This window comes from Chromohalobacter sp. HP20-39, assembly GCF_033052815.1.
In the GTDB taxonomy this organism is placed as follows: domain Bacteria; phylum Pseudomonadota; class Gammaproteobacteria; order Pseudomonadales; family Halomonadaceae; genus Chromohalobacter.
This window is the reverse complement of record NZ_JAWHTP010000008.1, coordinates 1-15,569: the sequence shown is the minus strand read 5'-3', so window position 1 is coordinate 15,569 and position 15,569 is coordinate 1. Positions and strand designations below refer to the sequence as shown.

The 15,569-nt window shown below is 59.2% G+C and carries 12 protein-coding genes, 3 tRNA genes and 1 pseudogene; 3 read left to right on the top strand and 13 right to left on the bottom strand.

Annotated elements, in window-relative coordinates; genetic code table 11:
• Positions 1-268: 268 nt before the first annotated feature.
• Together RVY79_RS14030 and RVY79_RS14025 are read left to right on the top strand one after the other, a co-directional pair.
• Positions 269-430 (top strand): annotated as a pseudogene (locus RVY79_RS14030) (IS1380 family transposase); the annotation flags it as partial.
• 108 nt (positions 431-538) lie between these two features.
• A complete protein-coding gene (locus RVY79_RS14025) occupies positions 539-2,383 on the top strand; it encodes a monovalent cation:proton antiporter-2 (CPA2) family protein (protein ID WP_317464954.1) in 1,845 nt (614 codons plus the stop codon).
• 66 nt (positions 2,384-2,449) lie between these two features.
• Here RVY79_RS14025 and RVY79_RS14020 read toward each other — a convergent pair whose 3' ends face one another.
• The 5 genes from RVY79_RS14020 to RVY79_RS14000 form a co-directional block, all read right to left on the bottom strand.
• Positions 2,450-3,667: a hypothetical protein gene (locus RVY79_RS14020; RefSeq protein ID WP_317464953.1), complete on the bottom strand. Its 1,218-nt coding sequence runs from the start codon at positions 3,665-3,667 to the stop codon at positions 2,450-2,452.
• A gap of 378 nt (positions 3,668-4,045) precedes the next feature.
• Positions 4,046-6,292 (bottom strand): DEAD/DEAH box helicase, encoded by a 2,247-nt coding sequence (locus RVY79_RS14015; protein ID WP_317464952.1) that lies wholly within the window; start codon positions 6,290-6,292, stop codon positions 4,046-4,048.
• The gene (locus RVY79_RS14010) at positions 6,285-7,676 is read right to left on the bottom strand and encodes an ATP-binding protein (RefSeq protein ID WP_317464951.1); all 1,392 of its coding nucleotides are present in this window, start codon (positions 7,674-7,676) and stop codon (positions 6,285-6,287) included. Before RVY79_RS14010 ends, RVY79_RS14015 begins: the two co-directional genes overlap by 8 nt.
• A complete protein-coding gene (locus RVY79_RS14005; RefSeq protein ID WP_317464949.1) occupies positions 7,673-9,271 on the bottom strand; it encodes a tellurite resistance TerB C-terminal domain-containing protein in 1,599 nt (532 codons plus the stop codon). The genes RVY79_RS14010 and RVY79_RS14005 overlap by 4 nt, the downstream gene beginning before the upstream one ends.
• 7 nt (positions 9,272-9,278) lie before the next feature.
• Positions 9,279-10,229 carry a TerB N-terminal domain-containing protein gene (locus RVY79_RS14000; protein WP_317464948.1) on the bottom strand — a complete coding sequence of 317 codons (951 nt, stop codon included), beginning with the start codon at positions 10,227-10,229 and terminating at the stop codon, positions 9,279-9,281.
• A 772-nt stretch (positions 10,230-11,001) separates the two neighbouring features.
• On the opposite strand from RVY79_RS14000, the gene RVY79_RS13995 reads away from it, so the two are divergent.
• A complete protein-coding gene (locus RVY79_RS13995) occupies positions 11,002-11,106 on the top strand; it encodes a transposase (protein ID WP_411161732.1) in 105 nt (34 codons plus the stop codon).
• 161 nt (positions 11,107-11,267) lie between these two features.
• Here the strand turns inward: RVY79_RS13995 and RVY79_RS13990 are convergent.
• From RVY79_RS13990 to RVY79_RS13955, 8 genes are all read right to left on the bottom strand, one after another.
• A tRNA-Ser gene (locus tag RVY79_RS13990) sits at positions 11,268-11,355 on the bottom strand.
• Positions 11,356-11,459: 104 nt separating this feature from the next.
• Positions 11,460-11,939 (bottom strand): YiiD C-terminal domain-containing protein, encoded by a 480-nt coding sequence (locus RVY79_RS13985; RefSeq protein ID WP_317465076.1) that lies wholly within the window; start codon positions 11,937-11,939, stop codon positions 11,460-11,462.
• A gap of 26 nt (positions 11,940-11,965) precedes the next feature.
• Entirely contained in the window at positions 11,966-12,526 is a 561-nt protein-coding gene (locus RVY79_RS13980; RefSeq protein ID WP_317464946.1) for a nitroreductase family protein, read from the bottom strand.
• 95 nt (positions 12,527-12,621) lie between these two features.
• The gene (gene queF / locus RVY79_RS13975) at positions 12,622-13,455 is read right to left on the bottom strand and encodes an NADPH-dependent 7-cyano-7-deazaguanine reductase QueF (protein ID WP_317464945.1); all 834 of its coding nucleotides are present in this window, start codon (positions 13,453-13,455) and stop codon (positions 12,622-12,624) included.
• Between the two features lies 1 nt (position 13,456).
• Positions 13,457-14,230, bottom strand: coding sequence for an ABC transporter permease (locus RVY79_RS13970; protein WP_317464943.1), 774 nt, complete (start codon positions 14,228-14,230; stop codon positions 13,457-13,459).
• Complete coding sequence (locus tag RVY79_RS13965) at positions 14,227-15,189, bottom strand: ABC transporter ATP-binding protein (protein ID WP_317464942.1); 963 nt, start codon at positions 15,187-15,189, stop codon at positions 14,227-14,229. The genes RVY79_RS13970 and RVY79_RS13965 overlap by 4 nt, the downstream gene beginning before the upstream one ends.
• A gap of 127 nt (positions 15,190-15,316) precedes the next feature.
• A tRNA-Glu gene (locus RVY79_RS13960) sits at positions 15,317-15,392 on the bottom strand.
• A 101-nt stretch (positions 15,393-15,493) separates the two neighbouring features.
• A tRNA-Gly gene (locus tag RVY79_RS13955) sits at positions 15,494-15,568 on the bottom strand.
• Between the last annotated feature and the right edge of the window lies 1 nt (position 15,569).

Sequence of the window (15,569 nt, the reverse complement as noted above, 5' to 3'; positions counted from 1 at the left end):
CGATAGGTGTTGGGTCCCTGATGATCATGTGGGGTAGGAAGCGAGGGGGTGAGTTCTTTGCGGAGCTGGGGTACTTGTGACCACGAGTCACGACATAACGCCGGTGCTACCCCATGGGGGCAGCACCGGCTGTTCAGGCATCATTTATTTTTTGAAGAACTGGCTGTTGACGGCCAGAAGCGGACATTGAGGCTTTCCTGATATAACGATTCGGCAGTGGCCTTTACGTAGCGAAGCGGAGAAAAAACCGCCCCGCGGAGGACCGAAGGCCCGGAACGAACTAGAACTATTGGTTAGATTGAAACAATATCCGCACGGCCTGCGCTGCCTGATGGAGAGCCAAACCCGCCAGGGCTGGAGTCTGGTGCGACTCCGCAAGCAGGTGCTGAAAGTTGCCGCCACGCTCACCGTGCATGCCCGACGGGTGACCGGAAGCGAAATACAGCCGTTGATCTAAGGTTAGAAGAACGGATATCTGATTTACGGCCCATGGACATGACGGATGACTAACTACTTTGTTCAGGCGTTTATTTACCTGGTGGCGGCGGTAATCGCGGTGCCGCTGGCCAAGCGGTTCGGGCTGGGGTCGGTACTCGGTTACCTAGTGGCCGGTGTGGTCATAGGGCCGGTGACCGGACTGGTGGGCAAGGAGGCCGTCACTCTTCAGCATTTTGCCGAGTTCGGCGTGGTAATGATGCTATTTTTGGTAGGGATGGAGCTTGATCCCAAATCCCTCTGGGCCATGCGGGTCCGACTGCTCGGTCTCGGTGGCCTGCAGGTTACACTGACTGCAGCCGCCGCCACCGGTTTTGCCTGGTCCCTAGGGATGGCCTGGCAAACAGCCGTGGCGCTCGGGCTTCTCTTCTCCCTATCCTCAACAGCGATTGTCTTGCAGACGCTGACAGAAAGGGGCCTGGTCAAAACCGAAGGCGGCCAGAGTGCCTTCTCAGTGCTGCTTTTCCAGGACGTTGCGGTGATTCCCATGCTGGCCATCATCCCGCTGCTGGCCGTATCCGAAATCTCTGCTAGTGGCAGTGAGGGCGGACACAGCAGCCTCAGCCTGGTTGAGAACCTGCCGGGCTGGGCGCATGGGCTGGCCGTTGTCGGTGCGATCGTGATTGTGGTTGTCTGTGGCCATTACCTGAGCCGGCCACTGTTCCGCTATGTGGTGCAGTCCCGCATGCGGGAGATATTCACCGCTACGTCCCTGATGCTGATTATCGGCATCGCAGCGCTCATGAGCCTGGTGAACCTGTCGCCGGCGCTCGGCGCTTTCCTGGCCGGTGTGGTCCTTGCCAACAGCGAATTCCGGCACGAGCTGGAAGCCAATATCGAACCTTTCAAGGGGCTTCTGCTGGGGCTTTTCTTCATTACCGTCGGCGCGGGGATCAATTTCGGCGTTCTGGTGGATTCCTGGGATACGGTCTTGCTTCTCGCCCTGGCGGTTATCATTGGCAAGGCCCTGATTCTGGTTGGCCTGGCTTTCGCATTTGGCATCCGCGGCAGTGAAGGCTGGTTGTTCAGCCTCGGGCTGGCTCAGGCCGGTGAGTTCGGGTTTGTGCTGCTGACCTACAGCACCCAGAACCAGGTTATCCCTGCAGACACTGCACAGGTGCTGTCACTGGTGGTGGCCCTGTCCATGTTCCTGACGCCGCTGTTGTTCATCGTCTATGACCGGGTAGTGCTGCCGCGCTATCAGAAGGCATCCAATGAAGAAGCGGAGCCGGATGAGATAGAAGAGCAGGCCCCGGTGATCGTGGCAGGGGTCGGCCGCTTCGGACAGATCGTGTGTCGTTTGCTTCGCGCCAACAACATTCCCAGCGTAGCCCTGGACCATGCCCTGGATCAGATCGAAAATCTGCGCCGGATTCAACTGACAAGTTACTTTGGCGACGCCACCCGCATCCAGCTACTGGAAACCGCCGGCATTGCCGAGGCACGCCTGCTCATCGTCGCCATCGATGACCGCGACCGGGCCGTGAGCCTGGTGCGTCACGTCAAACAGCTTTACCCGGAGGTTTGGATACTGGCCCGCGCCTTCGACCGCGGACATGGTTACGAGCTGCGTGAAGCCGGCGCCGACGACGTGGTGAGCGAGACCTACTACTCCGCCCTGGAACTTGGCGGCGAGGCCCTCACGGCCATGGGCGTCCACCCGCAACGCGCCCGCCGCATGACCCGCTCCTTTATCGCCAGCGAAAAAGCCCACGAAGACCAGCTGTTCGACACCTGGCGCAATATAGAAGAAGGCATCCACTTCAGCCCGCGCTACGGGGAGTTGTTCATGAAGCTCGAAGAATCGCTGGGGCACGCCATGCGGGAGGACGCACGGCGAACCGAGGACGAAGCACCGGCGTGGACACCACCGAGGGATAATGGCTGACCGCGAAGACAAAGAGGCACTAGAAGGCCGTCCCGCGTTTGTTGCGGTTTTCATTGTCGCCGCGTATCAGCGCTTATTCGCTTCTTGGTTGCGGCGTCGCTGCCGGTAGCCGTAAGTGGCGTTCCTGACGGTTTCTTCATCTTCCAACCCGGCCCCCAGGGCACCAGCGATAGTGGCAACCGAAGTCGCGAGCCAGGCAAGGGCAGTGTAATCGAAAAGGCTGGCCGCTTGGCCGAGTTGCTCTTCCAGCATGTTGGCCGGAATGAAAACGAGGACCGTGAAACAGAACAGGCCCAGTAGGATCGTATAATAGAATATGACCCCGGCACTTAGCGTCAGGACAGTGACCGTATTATAGAGGCGAACCAAGTGTGGCAATGGGGAGTTTCTTATCGACTCCCAAAGAGAGTGCGCAAGAATGATCCAGGCGATCATCGCCACCATGGAGACTCCCATCAGAAGAACAAGGCGAGGCCAGCCATAATTGGCGCTGAGATTCCAAAGGGTGGGAAACACTAGGCCATAGGCACCGGTCGCGAATGCGACGGCGATGACGCCTTTGAAAGCAGGAAAGATGGTCCAAGGGCGGTTGGCGCGAACCATGCCGGCCAGGATGCGAAGATTGCCGTTAATCCATGAATCGGCAATGAAGCGTACGTCGAAGGACTCTCCCTCGCCCGATCGCGTGACCCGCCGTATCGGGAACAACTTCTCGTAGAGGCGTCTGCCCAGTAGTTGCCAGGCACCTTTGCCACGCAGGCTCTCGTGAACTTTATAGGATTGCTCAGTACGCTGCTCTTGGCGAGCACGGTCCTCTTCCGAGCTGCCATGATGCAATTCGTTGACCAGTTGCAGAATCGCTTCGCTAAGGCGACGGCGTACCGCGGTAATGCCGAAAGCAGGTAATGAGATCATTGCAACGCCATGCACCATGCTGGTTTCAGCGATCACGAAGCGCCCCTGCGTGTGGATCGGCAAATCGGTAATACAGATTGCGTAGTCCCACTTCTGATGCCGCTTGTATTCGAGAATACTTTCGATGATATCGGTGGAAACCTCTGCAGCGCCGATCAACGGATCAACGATCAGTTGAACCTCCCAACTCAACCGGTCATCGACGTAGTTGGCCAGAAGTTCGGGTAACTGGTCGATTACCTTTTCGGCCATCTCAGCGGACATCTCCGGAGCAGGTACTAGGCCCACCACTTTTCGGCATGCGTTCACCGTCTGGATCCCTTCCGCTGCGGGTTCCTTGGCGTAGACCTCGTTCCGGGCCTTGGACATAAGCGCTCCTTGACGACGTGGCTAGCGGACTAAGGAGTGGGACCCTGTAAAACCCGCCCTAGTATATCCAAGCTTAGATGAAGATCAGCATACCGCGACTCACGCGATAGTCATTGAAAAATAGATATGTCCCGGATTTTGTGAACTCTGATGGACTTGATAAAACACCTAACTTGACAGTTTTGCTACCCGTTTGCGCCCAGGGCCAGTTGGCACCCAGCCATCCCAAAGGACCCAAGACACTTACCAGCTAACAGGTATTAAACTTCACAGTCTTATATCGGATGAACGTGCTCGCTGCCTGTGCAGCATTTCTGCTTTGGGTCGATAGCCGCCTTGTTATTCTCGCCTGAGCGGCTGCTTTGCGAAGGTAGCTTCTTAGCCATACGTGGCGGCCATGCCGCGCATCGTCTCAAGTGCCCCGTCCAAGTCGAGCATACGTGCGGCGAACTCGCTGCATAGAAGCTCTTCCGGCAAATATTCATCGTATTTCTCTACCTGTTTGTTCTCAGCCAGGCCAGCCAACTCATCCACCGAGGCCGGCGGCGAAGCAAGTATCGATGCGAAGAGTGGCGGGAGTTCCTCGCTGCGGCAATCCTGCACTGAAACGGCCAGGCCCTCACGCTCCACCATCAGCCCCCGCTGACGTAGTAGCAAGGCCAACGTGTTGAGTACCAGGTCGCTTTCCCATGGGAGAATCAGCACCTGCCCCCCTTCCTGGAGAAGGCATGTCCGATCAAGCGCCATCTCCCGGAAGAAGTTGCCGCCCTGCCCAAACAACCGCTGGGCGCCGCGATTAAGGAAGCCCGGCGCCTCCCCTTCCATGTAAAGCTGGCGCATCCGCTGGCGCACCTCACGCCGGACCATGCCGGCCCCCCTGCCAAACAGGGGCGGCACACCTCCACTGGATGGCTTGAGAGTAATCACCTTGCGATCATCATCGATATCGACAATTACCCAGCGCCGGCCGGCGAACACCAGCATGCCACCGGTTTCGAGTGGACTGTCGATCGGCAACATACCGATCATCTTGCCGGCGTGGAACAGGGAAAACTCTTCGGGCGCACTGAACGCTGCATAAAAATCGTGGTGGTTAACGATACGTTCGCCCACGGCCCCGTGCAGCAGAAGTCCGCTGTCAGTCTGAACAAGCAATTCTTCCTGGCCCATCGCCCTGAGTAAGGCCGTGAACTGGTCCTTCCGCAGATGCCGAAAGGGCCCCGTTTTCACCAGAGTGCGCCACAAGTCCGTTGCTGTCGCCCCGCCATACTGGGCAATCAGACTGAGTATCTGCTGGATGAGTGTCGATAGATGCAAATAGCCGGTACAAGGAGGTTCACACCATCCCTCGACGAGAAGCTGCACCATCGCCGTGGCTTGATACACTCCCGACCGCAGTTGGTCCAAATAAGGGGTCTGCGGTGTCAGGTTGGATTCGGTGACGTACATGCGCAGTATGGCTGGTTCCCCACGACGACCCGAGCGTCCCAGACGCTGACGCAAACTGGCAACTTCATGGGGCGGCCCGATCTGGGCGATGCTGGTCACGCTACCGATGTCCACGCCCAACTCAAGTGTCGAGGTACACACCGCTGTCATGGGACGCTTGTCACCTTTCAGGCTCTGCTCGACATGATGCCGCAAGTCCTTGGACAACGAGCCATGATGCACGAAGAATTCTTCTGGTAACCGCTGCTCTTCACTTTTGCGACGCAGCAGTTCAGCGAATAGCTCCACGTGACGCTTGCTGTTGGCAAAGATCAGGTTCGACTGGCCCCCCAAGGTATCGAACAGATGATCCCGGATGACCAGGTCATCACCATGGGTGACATCCTCGATCGGCACTTCACGACCCTGGCGTGCCAGCGCGTCAGCTTCCTTGCGTCCTAGCCTGGGAGGTACTTTCTCGTAGCCTCGCAACTGGACCTGCAGTTCCTGATGATCGCTACGTGACTCGATAGGAATCACGGCCTGCCCGCCGCCCGGTCTGAGCTCCTCGGCCGCTAGGCTCAGGTCGCCAAGGGTCGCGCTCAGCCCGATACGCGGGATGCGCCGCCCCAAAGCAACCTCTAGCCGGGCCAACTGGGACTGCAGCTGGATACCGCGCTCGGTACTAATGAACGCATGCCATTCATCGATGATGACCTGACGCAGCCCTGCGAACAAGCGAGGGATCTCGGTGCCGGTGCGTGAAAACATGGCCTCGAGGGATTCCGGGGTAATCAGCAGGACACCGCCCGGCGTCTTCCGGAAGCGTTTCTTGTACGTCCCCGAAATATCACCATGCCAGGGGGTCAGCGCAACGTCGGTGCCTTCAACCAGCAATTCGAGGCGCTGGTACTGGTCGTTGATCAGTGCCTTGAGGGGGGCCACATACAAAATCAGGGGCATCGGCGAATGGTCGGCATCCATCGCCTGCAGTAGGCCGGTCAACGCAGGCATAAACGCCGCCTCGGTCTTGCCGGAGGCGGTGGCTGCACTCAATAGCACATCCTGGCGACCGTCCAACACTGGCACGATGGCCTTTTCCTGGAGATCGCGTAGCTGCGTCCAGCCCTGACGCCAGATCCAGCGCTGAATTCGTCGGTCGAGCCGAAAAAAGCCGCTGGAGTTGGCACTAGTCATGCCTCGGCACCCCAATCTTGAGGGAGGTTAGTTCATCATCATCACCGTCATCCTCCCGGGGAGCATGCGCCGGTGCCGATTCATCGTTCACTGACGGCGCTGCGGCTGGCACGGGTGGCTCTTCTGGTGCGTCAGGGATCTGGTCGGCTGACTCGGGGACCACCTGTATTTTGTCGATAAGGCTATCCCAGCGAACCTCGGGATTTTGCTCAAGCAATGACAGAAACTGAGTGAATTCCTTCACCGAGTTGCGGGGTGTCTTGAAGTAGGCGTCTCCGATCTGATGATGGCAGTGATCCAAGAAGGCTTCGAGCCCTTCATCAGGCAACAGCTTCTCCCCCGACTCGCCCCGGGCAAACACCTTGCGAACATTCACCAGTAGCAAGTAAAGGTCTTCCTGGGTCAGGTTGGTCAGTCGAATCACTGGCCCCGAGAGATCGACCAGCCCTTCCCGGGCAAAGCGGTTCTCGACCAAACGTGACTGCAACGCCTCATAGCTGTACAGGCCGCGCCGGGGATCCATGAGAAACTCCGGCGTCCCGCTGAAGACGACCCCGAGACCGTCGGCGCTGCCCTGCAGCGCGTCATTGACAATGCCCAGTATCTGCTCGTAGTTGGCATTGCGCGCCTGGCTATTGGAGAGCTTGTAGAGATTGACCAATTCATCGAGTGTCACCAGAAGCCCACCGAAACCGGCCAGCCGAACGAAGCGCGCCATGAGCTTGAGACTTTGATAGACGTTCGAGTCATCGACAATAGTGCGCACTCCCAACGCCGTGCGCGCCTCGGTCCGGGTACTGTACTCCCCACGCATCCAGCGGATGGCAGCCTGCTGTAGCTCAGTGTCGTCGGTATCGTGCCCACGCCAGTACGCCTTGATAACCGAGGCGAAGTCATACCCACCATGCATTTCCATCAGACTATCGAGTCCAGCCTGAATGGCTGCCTCCGGTGAGACGCCGCTCTGTTCGGCGTGCTGCAGCGCCTGGGTGACGAAACGCTCGGTCACGCTGGCCAGCGCCCCGCCCTCGGGCTTGGCACGGGTTGCCATGTTGCGCATCAGCTCAGCGTATAGTGCCCGAGCCTGCCCACCGGTCGCATGGATGCGCCGATCCGGCGTCAGGTCAGCCGAAACGGTCACGAGCTTCTTCTCGCGAGCGATCGAGCCGACCAGGTTGAGAAAAAAGGTTTTCCCTGAACCATATTCGCCAATGATGAACCGCACGGCTGAGCCGCCGTCGGCCAGGGTATCGATATCAGAGATCAGCGCCTTGATCTCAGCCGCCCGCCCGACCTGGATGTGCTGTTGACCAACGCGCGGCACCACGCCAGCACGCAGCGAACTCAGAATGGCATTTCTTTCGCGATCGCGTAGTCGGCTCACCCTTTCATCTCCTCAAGTATTTCACTATCCACGACCAGCACGGCCCCTTCCCCCTCAAGGACCGGTGCATCCGTCAGTTCGAAGGCCGCTTCATTGATTGTGTCGATGGCACCAGCCAACAGGAGGCGTAACTCGCTGGCAAGGGTTTCTGCCTCGCTCACGGCTAGCCCCTGCTCGTGAGTGGCGACGGCTTCCAATAACGCCATGTGAGCCGTATCCAGCCCACCCGGGCCGGCATCAGCATGGTCGGGGCGACCTGTGTCAACGGTGCCCTGCGACGGTGAAGCCGGCAACGGTCGATGGTCATCCGGGACCTGGTCCGAGACGCCAGCAACCATCTCGTCCTCGGGTGTAAAAATGTCATTCAGCACCCCAGTCACCTGGTCACTCTCTTCGCGCTTGCTTTGGAGGATGGCGGGGTCCAGCCTCTGCCGCCCCGTGCGCTGCGTATCAGGTACTTTACCTGTGGGCTGTGAGTCACGACTGGCGTGCGACGGCACGGCTGGCGAGTCAGGGGTAAAGATGCTGTTCAGCTCGCCGGCTATCTTCTGAGTTTCGGTGCGTTTCTGGCGGATAGTGTCCTGATTCAGGGGTTGCCGGGGCGTTCCAGCTTGCGCGGCGTCCGGCTCGGGCGCCGGGATGGCAAAGCCTGTGGTCGCCTCGCTGGCCTGACGGACGACGGTCGGTTCGGACATGGCCGAGTGAATGCGGGAGTAAAGGGTCTCGGGATCATGTCCCAGCAGACTGGCGGTACGGCGCAATTTCTTGATCTCGTCCGTATCCACCACGCCATCGGCGCTCGCTAAGCGTACCAGTAACTGCTCAAGCCGAGTGCGCTGGTTCACATCCATGGCATCCACGCGTTTGCGCATGCCGGCGAGGGTCGATTTGCGCTCGATCTCCCACCGAAAATACGCTTGGAGGTGCTGTCGCTCGAGTTCGCTCAGTTGAGAAACCTGGTCCAGATAGTCAGTGAGGATGGCATAGTGCCGATCGGTCAGGGTGTCGCTCTGGCCGTACAGGACAAAACCGGCTAGGCGCATTACCGTCGCGGCGTGGGAGAACTCGGGCGAGACAGGTAGGTGGCTGGTGCTCTGAACTTCAAACGTTACACAGTCGTTATCCTGATGAGGCAAGATACCGGTATAACGATAATCGGGCTCGAAGCCGATACCCGCCTGTTCAAGAAAACCTGCCAAAGAAGCCATGCTCTTGGCAGTTGGCTTGGCTGTACTGCCAAGGTTTATGCCTGCGGCCAATTCGGTGAAGGGGACCCTGGCAATGTCTTGCGCTTGCAAGCGTGCCTTGAGCCGGGCTTCCAAGTTGATCACTTCCTCGGTTTTACGCTCGCCCGCCAGACTCGGCGGCAATAGAGCCAACGCCTCCATGCTATCCCAGCGTGACGGATGCTTGCCGACGAACCGGCTGAAGGCATCCAGCTCGTCACATGAGCGATCGACTAGCTCAGCCAGAAGTCGTGTCGGCTTCTTCAGGCCGGTAATGTTGGGCAATTGAGTCCGCACCGGGGCGGGCGATATCGACGGGCTGGCCGGGTGATACGACAGGGTAATCAACGTCTTGTTGGGTTTGACCACTATCCCCTCACCGTGGCGCTCCCGATACCGGCGTGTGAATAAATAGCGCCTTGAACTCGTCAGGGCACCGCTCGGCCGCTGTACGTAGTCGGAACTGGGGATCCTGGATCACCCAGGCATAGGCCCAGTCAGCCGGGATGGGCTGATGACTCGCGGAGAAGATACCAAGGTCGACAAGCAGCTGGCTCGGCAGTCCATTCTGTCTTTCCCGGGTTACCGGGGTGGTACTCGGCGTGTCGAACGAGCTTTCAGCCATGGCCAGGTAATCCAGCAGATGTGAGGCATACCCTTTGAAACTATTGCTGTGGCTGTACACGGACAATAGCCGCTGGACCTCGCCGATGAGGTCTTCATACTCCGCCGAGGACACCTCGCCTGCCTGGTTATCTACTAGCAGACGTCGCTCCAGGCCATAGAAGTACAGGAAAACGAATCCCATGGGGACGCTTGGGTCACCACGATCTGAGGCCAGAAAGTGCAGATAGCCCGCTCTGGCTTCAGGGCTGATGCGGTGATACTGCGGCCAGTAGCCAAGCGTATCTTCGTGATTGGCGGGGTTCTTCAGGTTGACCGGCAGGTCAGGATCGACCAGAGAGGGCTCGATGCTATACGTCTCGCCTGCCGGGAGCCCACGGCCAACGAATAGGCGTCCTCCCGGGATGGTGACGCCATGTACTGTTGCCGGTTGCCCTGCAGGGACCCAGCATTCCTGCGGTGTAACCTTGGGGTCGGGCGCCAGATCAATTCCATGGAGATTCCCGTACCGCACTTCGACGTGGATACCGTACTCCCCCAGCGTGTCATCCGATGAATTATTCTGACGAGAAACGGTATGATCCGACTTGGTAGAAATCCCGGCCCGCTCAGGCCTCTGGGGCTGAGAGCGCTTTCGCTTGCTCCTTTTGGCAGCCAGCCAGACCACGCCAACCAGTAGTATCACCCATATAAATTCTTCCACCTGACTCCCCTTGCGTACTGCATTTTTTTAATAGCCGCTATCTTGCGTCTTGATCGACAACATTGGTGGTGGACAACGCTAGCTTCTATCGTATCAGGTCTTACGTATGCTTAGCGTAAGCCAAAAGCCCCATAGAGGAAGCTCCCGACGTGGTGCGAGTAAACAGACGGAATAACGGACCACTGAGTTCCTCCCCCAGGCGCCATGCCACAAACCGCTGCTGCGAATGTTGACTATCCCCCCCTGTGTCGGCTCCTCGAATGCGAGTAAACTCTTCCACTTTCTGTCGGGGCCAACCATCGATGACATCCTACTCGCGGACCGGGCCGATGTTGGGGAGCATATCCAGCTCGCTAGCGCCGTTTTGAGATCGATGTAATGACTGTCGCTACCGTCAGAGGAGCCGGCTGCAACCGTTGGATAGTTCGTCTCGCCAAACACGAGGCTCGCATCGCCCTTGGTCAAAAAAGGTTCTTCACAGACTGGCGTGAAAGCGACGCAATCATAACGGCTCGCGGGATAGAGAAACGGCGGTAAATCCTAAAAGATTTCACCGTCACCCCCCATAAGTGTCTGGATGCCCAAACGCTGCAACTCCAACTGGAACCCGATACCAGGCACATTCCGTCTGCGGCACCTGGCAGGAATAGGCCAGCATGGCATTGGGAAGTGGCGTTGACGCCCTGATGTACTTCGCCCGGAAGCTGGAGCCCTATCGGGAGGGGCCGTCTCCAGTGCCCGCCATCGACTGAACACCTGTGTGCTGAAGGGCATGAACAACTGGATCAAGGTCATCAAACGAATGGCCTACGGGTACCGCGACACAGCGTACTTCTTCCTGAATATCCGTGTCGCCTTTCCCGGCAAAGTGCGATAAACCAAAATTAAGGGACGAGGTACCGCACAGAAGGAGCAAACTGTCCAACGGCATCCTGTACAGTCCGGTGAAAGCCAGGTGCAAGGTATGGGGTGGAGTATGGGCTGAGAAAAAGCACAAAAAGAAAAAGCCGCTGAAATCAGCGGCTTAATCAAGAATCTTGGCGGAGGGGGAGGGATTCGAACCCTCGAAGCCTTTCGACTTACGCGCTTTCCAGGCGCGCTCCTTCGACCACTCGGACACCCCTCCGCAAATTGTCGTCCCGTCGGGAGGCCTTGGCCTTGTCCGTCAGAACGGCGCACATACTATCGAGCTAAGTGCTGTTTTGCAAGCGATTTCCCTTCTGTGGAGAATCACTTGAGTACGGCGTAGCTGCCCTGGGCTTCCATGCATAAGGTGTCACCGCAGTAGACGCGCTGCACGAGCTTGATGCGCCCTCGCCCTTTCTCGGTGAGCGCGGTATCGAGCCTGGTAATGCCGTCGGCTTCGAGAGGAAAGCACTGCATGTGGTAGTCGGTCGTCACGGGGGCGAGAAAACGCTGCTGGCCTTCGGCGATCACCACGTCTTGCGCCCTGCCCTGGGCACGCAGCCAGAGCGTCGTCCAACACCAGCCAAGCAAGGTGGCTTCACCGGCAAGGGCGCCGCCGAAGCCGGTGCCCTTGTCGTTGAGGTTGTCGGCCAGTGCCACCCGCCAACTGAGTGTTGAATCCTTCCAGGCGGGCTGCTGGATGCCGTAATGCGCGACTTGAGGGATCGCCTCGCGCAGCCAAGCGAAGAAGGTCTCGAGGTCTTCCCCGCCGACTGCCTCGGGCAACGGCAAGCGGGGATGCATCACCCCCGGCTGACGCGATGTCTCGTTCACGACCAGCGCTCGACGAAGTCTTCGGGGTCGCGCTCGGGCAGCGGCTTGTGGCGCCCGCCCATCTGGCCGAGGTAGAGAAAGCCGACCAGCTCGTCGTCATCGGCGAGGCCGAGGCCTTCACGCACGGTGGGGTCGAAGGCGTAGTGGCCGGTGCGCCACATGGCGCCCAGGCCTTGCGCCTGCGCGGCAAGCAGGATGCCATGCGCTGCACAGCCCGCGGAGAGCACCTGTTCGATACGCGGCACCTTGGGGTGATCCGGCGTGACCTTGGCGATCACTGCGATGATCATCGGCGCCCGCTTGGGCTTCTTGCGCGCGGCGTCGAGGTGTCCGTCGTCGATGTGCGGATTGAGTCGCTGCTCGGCCTTGGCGTAGAGCTCGCCCAGTCGATCGAGCCCTTCCCCAGAGAATTCGATGAACCGCCAGGGCGTCAGGTCGTCATGGTCGGGCGCGCGCAAGGCGGCGCGATACAACACGTCCAGTTGCTCACGATCAGGGGCAGGCGCGGCCAGTTTTCCCATCGAACTGCGCTCGTGCAGTAAGGTCATGGCATCCATGAACATCTCCTTGGCCGTCTGAATAGGATAATGATGTGCGGCCGACAGCGCGGACGTTCAATGGCGTTGCCGCTCGCTTTCCGCAAAAGCCCTGTCTACTGGCGCGCGAGGCGTAGCGGCAAGGGTGGGCGCTCGCCGGGTGTGCCGCGCCAGGGACTGATATCCAGCCCGCCCCGCCGCACGTAGCGCGCCATGACCAGCAGCCGCTCCGGCCTGGCCCGCGCCATGAGGTCGACGAACAGGTGCTCGACGCAGTGCTCGTGAAAGTCCTGATGCTGCCGATAGGAGATCAGGTACTTGAGCAGCGCCTCGCGCACCAGTTTGGGGCCGCGATAGCGAATCAGCACGCTGCCCCAGTCGGGCTGGCCAGTCACCGGGCAGTTGGACTTGAGCAGGTGCGAGTGCAGCGTTTCCTCGACGATCTCTTCGCCCACTTCGAGCAGCTCGGGCGTCGGCGTGTAGTGCTCGATGCTCACATCGAGGTCATCCAGACACTCGCCGGGCAGCGCACGCGGGGTCAGGGCCTCGTCTTCGACGCCGAACAGCTCTACCGTGACCGGCGCGCACGCCGCCTGGGCCAGATCACGCTCGAGGGTTTTGGCCACCGCCGCACGGCCATCGAAGCGCGTTTGATTGAAGCTGTTGAGATACAGCTTCCAGGATTTCGACTCGATCAGCGACGGTGAATCGGCGGGCAGCCGAAAGCGCGCCACCGCGACGTGTGGCTTGCCCTTTGCGTCCAACCAGGAAAGCTCGAAAGCGTGCCATTCATCCTCGCCGACGAAAGGCAGCGCGGCATCGTCGAGCCCCAGCGGGGCGCGATTGGCCTGCCGGGGAATGGGAAACAGCAGGTCGGCATCGTAGTACTCGGGGTACGCAGACTCGAGTCCTAGCGGCGCATGCTCGAGCGTATCGTCGCGTTCATTCATATCAGCTACGAATCCCCTTGCCACGTTCGAGCATCCACAACCCCACCATGAAGAACACCACGATGAATACGGCGATGGCCACCAGCGCCCCGCCGACCGGAATGTCCGAGACGCCGAGAATGCCGTAACGGAAGGCGTTCACCATGTACAGAATGGGGTTGATCATCGACACGCCTTGCCAGAAATTCGGCAGCATGTGGATCGAATAGAACACCCCGCCCAGATACGTCAGCGGCGTCAGCACGAAGATCGGCACGATCGAGATATCATCGAACTTGTTCGCTACCAGCGCGTTGATGAAGCCGCCGATGGAGAACAGCAACGCCGTCATGATCACGACGGCGATGGTCACCCAAGGATGATGGATCGAGAGGTCGGTGAAGAACATCGACACCACGGTGACGATCAAGCCCACTGCCAGACCACGCGATGCCCCGCCAACCACGAAACCGGCGAGAATCACCCAGTTGGGCATCGGCGAAACCATCATCTCCTCGACGCTGCGCTGAAACTTGTTGGAGAAGAAGCTCGAGGCCACGTTGGAATAGCTGTTGGTGATCACCGCCATCATGATCAGCCCGGGGACGATGTAATCGATGTAGGGGATATCGTCCATGGGCCCAATGCGCGAGCCGATCAGATTGCCGAAGATGATGAAGTACATGGTCATGGTGATCGACGGCGGCAACAGCGTCTGCGGCCAGATACGCATGTAGCGGCGCACTTCCTTGGTCACCAGCGTCCACAGGGCGATCCAGGTCTGCCAGGCATTCATGAGCGCACCTCCACCTTGTCGGTGGATCGGCCGCTTTCGGCGTTGGCGTGTTCGACCATCGACACGAACATCTCCTCCAGACGGTTGGCACGGTTACGCATCGAGACGATTTCGAAGCCCTGTGCGGAGAATTGCGCGAAGGCATCGTTGAGCCGCTGACCACGCTCGACGGAAAGCGCCAGTTGCGTGGCATCGACACGTTCCACGCTGAAGCCTTCAAGCGTCGGCACGGTCTCGATCGGATGCGCCAGATCGAGCAGGAAGGTCTCGGTATTGAGTTGGGCCAGCAGGTCACGCACGCTGGTGTTCTGGACGATATCGCCATGATTGATGATGGCGATGTTACGGCACAGGCTCTCGGCCTCTTCCAGATAATGCGTGGTGAGGATGATGGTGGTGCCTTCACGATTGATGCGCTTCATGAATTCCCACATGCTGCGGCGTAGCTCGATATCCACCCCGGCGGTTGGCTCATCGAGAATCAAAAGCCGCGGGCGATGAATCAACGCACGCGCGATCATCAGGCGACGCTTCATGCCCCCCGAAAGCATCCGCGCGCTGCCCTTGCGCTTGTCCCAAAGGCCGAGATCGCGCAGCAACTGCTCGGCGCGCGGCTTGGCCTCGCGCATCGGCATGCCGTAGTAGCCGGCCTGGGTCAGGACGATGTCCTCGACCTTCTCGAACTGGTTGAAGTTGAATTCCTGCGGCACCACGCCGAGATGATACTTGGCCTTGGCGAAGTCGCGGTCGATGTCGATACCGAACACACTCACGCTGCCACCGGTCTTCTGCACCAGGGACGATACGACCCCCAGCGTGGTGGACTTGCCCGCTCCATTGGGGCCGAGCAACGCAAAAAAGTCGCCTTCGGCGACATCGAGATCGATGCCCTTGAGGGCATGGAAGCCATTACCGTAGACCTTGGTCAGCCCGCGGATGGACAGTGCTGGTTCTGCCATCTGGCGCACCCAATTCTTGATATTCGAAAGAAACCTTGCAAAGACAGCTGACAATGCGGGCAAATCGAGAAAAATCAATGCCTCGAACGATGCACTGTGCGGCAAGGCAAACAATGAGAAGACGAAGTGGCGTCCCATAGGGGGTTCGAACCCCTGTTACTGCCGTGAAAGGGCAGTGTCCTAGACCACTAGACGAATGGGACGTATCAATACAGGTAGGGGTGTTCTTGGAGCGGGAAAGGAGATCGACCGGGCTGGCGTTCCAGCTCCCGACCCATGCTGCCTATCGGATGCTACCAAAAATTGGAGCGGGAAAGGAGATTCGAACTCCCGACCCTCGCCTTGGCAAGGCGATGCTCTACCGCTGAGCTATTCCCGCA

What these genes read in the sequence shown, in the direction of transcription:
- RVY79_RS14020 (WP_317464953.1), bottom strand. Translation starts at nt 3,667, where the DNA reads ATGTCCAAGGCCCGGAACGAGGTCTACGCCAAGGAACCCGCAGCGGAA.
- RVY79_RS14015 (WP_317464952.1), bottom strand. Translation starts at nt 6,292, where the DNA reads ATGACTAGTGCCAACTCCAGCGGCTTTTTTCGGCTCGACCGACGAATT.
- RVY79_RS13995 (WP_411161732.1), top strand. Translation starts at nt 11,002, where the DNA reads ATGAACAACTGGATCAAGGTCATCAAACGAATGGCCTACGGGTACCGC.
- RVY79_RS13985 (WP_317465076.1), bottom strand. Translation starts at nt 11,939, where the DNA reads ATGCATCCCCGCTTGCCGTTGCCCGAGGCAGTCGGCGGGGAAGACCTC.
- RVY79_RS13980 (WP_317464946.1), bottom strand. Translation starts at nt 12,526, where the DNA reads ATGGATGCCATGACCTTACTGCACGAGCGCAGTTCGATGGGAAAACTG.
- queF (WP_317464945.1), bottom strand. Translation starts at nt 13,455, where the DNA reads ATGAATGAACGCGACGATACGCTCGAGCATGCGCCGCTAGGACTCGAG.
- RVY79_RS13970 (WP_317464943.1), bottom strand. Translation starts at nt 14,230, where the DNA reads ATGAATGCCTGGCAGACCTGGATCGCCCTGTGGACGCTGGTGACCAAG.
- RVY79_RS13965 (WP_317464942.1), bottom strand. Translation starts at nt 15,189, where the DNA reads ATGGCAGAACCAGCACTGTCCATCCGCGGGCTGACCAAGGTCTACGGT.